The organism is Variovorax sp. 01T439_2 (assembly GCF_056398445.1).
In genome coordinates this window covers 1-1,845 of sequence record NZ_JBFTPJ010001076.1, presented here as the reverse complement: position 1 = coordinate 1,845, position 1,845 = coordinate 1, and the positions used below count along the sequence as shown (strand labels likewise).

Genomic DNA, 1,845 nt, shown 5'->3' with positions numbered 1-1,845 from the left:
TCATGAAGGTGTTCCCGCCTGCGCTGCTGGGCCGCATCGTCACCATTCCCTACTACCCGCTGTCGCCCGACATGATGAAGAAGATCGTGCGGCTGCAGCTGGGCCGCATCAAGAAGCGCGTGGAGACCAACCACGGCGTGCCCTTCGAGTACAGCGACGCGGTGGTCGACCAGGTGGTTGCGCGCTGCCAGGACCCGGAGTCGGGCGGGCGCGTGATCGACGCGATCCTGACCAACACGGTGCTGCCCACCATCTCGGTCGAGTACCTGCAGCGGCTGGCCTCGGGCGGCGAGATCCGCCGCGTCGCGCTCGATGTGAAGGACGCCGACTTCACCTACGCGTTCGACTGAGCAACTGCGCATCAAGAGTAAAAAATGGCCGATCACGAGTTCCGCATCGAGACAGATTCACCCGCCAAGGACGACCTGATGTTCTGGCGCATCGTGGGCCACGAGGCGCTGGCGCGCCCGTCGGCCTACGAACTCACGGTGCTGTCSAAGAACMAKGCGCTCGATGCCAAGGACATYCTCGGCCGCGCCTTCGACGTGGTCATCCAGTTCCAGGACAAGGACGGCGGCGTGCACGAGCGCCACTGCCAGGGCCATGCGGTGCGCTTCGTGCGGGCCGGGCATGTGGGCAGGCATTTCGAATACCGCATCACGCTGCGCTCGTGGTTCTGGCTGCTCACCAAGCGCACCAACTCGCGCATCCTGCAGGACAAGAAGGTGCTCGAGGTGCTCGACGCGGTCTTCGAAGACAGCCCGATCAAGCGCTTCAAGAAGACCAAGGCCGGCAACGTCATCGGCACCCACACGCCCCGGCGCTACTGCGTGCAGCACCAGGAGAACGACTACCAGTTCCTCTCGCGCCTGCTGGAGGACGAAGGCATCTACTACTGGTTCGACGCGCACGACGCGCCCGGCACCATGCACCTGTCGGACGCGAGCGACCTGGCGCACGAGAAGCTGCCGGTGGAAGGCACGCTGCGCTACATGTCCAGCGACGCGAGCGAGGCGCGCCACAACGAGATCTCGCGCTGGGTGAGCGCACGCCAGTTCGACACCGGCAAGCAGGCCTCGCGCGACAGCGACTTCAAGGCGATCAAGAAGAAGCTGGCTGCCACCATCGATGTGAAGGACGACCACGAACTGGCCGACTTCGAGGAGTTCGAATTCCCGGGCGGCTACTTCACGGGCGACGACGGCGAGAACCGCACCAAGCTGCGCGGCGACGAGCTCAACGCGCGCCGCGACCGCCACTGGGCGCTGACCACCTGGCCCGACGTGGCCGCGGGGCGCAGCTTCAAGTTCGAGGGCGACCCCGACGGCACGCGCAACGGCGACTACGTGATCGCGGCCTGCACCTTCATGGCAAGCCACCCCGGCTATGAAAGCGTGGGCGCCGGCACGGCCGTTCCACAGGACCTGCGCACGGCGCTGGCCGGCGTGCTGCGCGACGATGCGGTGAACGCCGACACGCTGCAGGTGCTGGAAGACCTGATCGCCAGCACGCCGATGCTCAGCACCTCGCAGCCGGGCACCAGCGCATTCCTGATCACGGCGATACCGATGGAGCGGGCCTACCGGCCGCCGCGCCTCACGCCGCGCGTGACCATGCCCGGTCCGCAGACGGCCATCGTGGTCGGCCCCGCGGGCGACGAGCTGCACGTGGACGAGCACGGCCGCGTGAAGGTGCACTTCCACTGGGACCGCTACGACGAGAGCAACGAGAAGTCGACCTGCTGGGTGCGCGTGTCGCAGCCCTGGAGCGGCAARGGCTGGGGCGGGTACTTCATTCCGCGCATCGGCCAGGAGGTGATCGTCGATTTCATCAACGGCGACTACG

Annotated in this window: 1 protein-coding gene and 1 pseudogene; both read left to right on the top strand. The window is 66.6% G+C overall.

What is annotated here, in order from left to right:
* A pseudogene (locus AC1DOC_RS32070) lies at positions 1–350 on the top strand (type VI secretion system ATPase TssH); the annotation flags it as partial.
* Positions 351–374: 24 nt separating this feature from the next.
* On the top strand, positions 375–1,845 hold a 1,471-nt coding region (locus AC1DOC_RS32065), incomplete at its 3' end, for a type VI secretion system Vgr family protein (protein WP_478131375.1).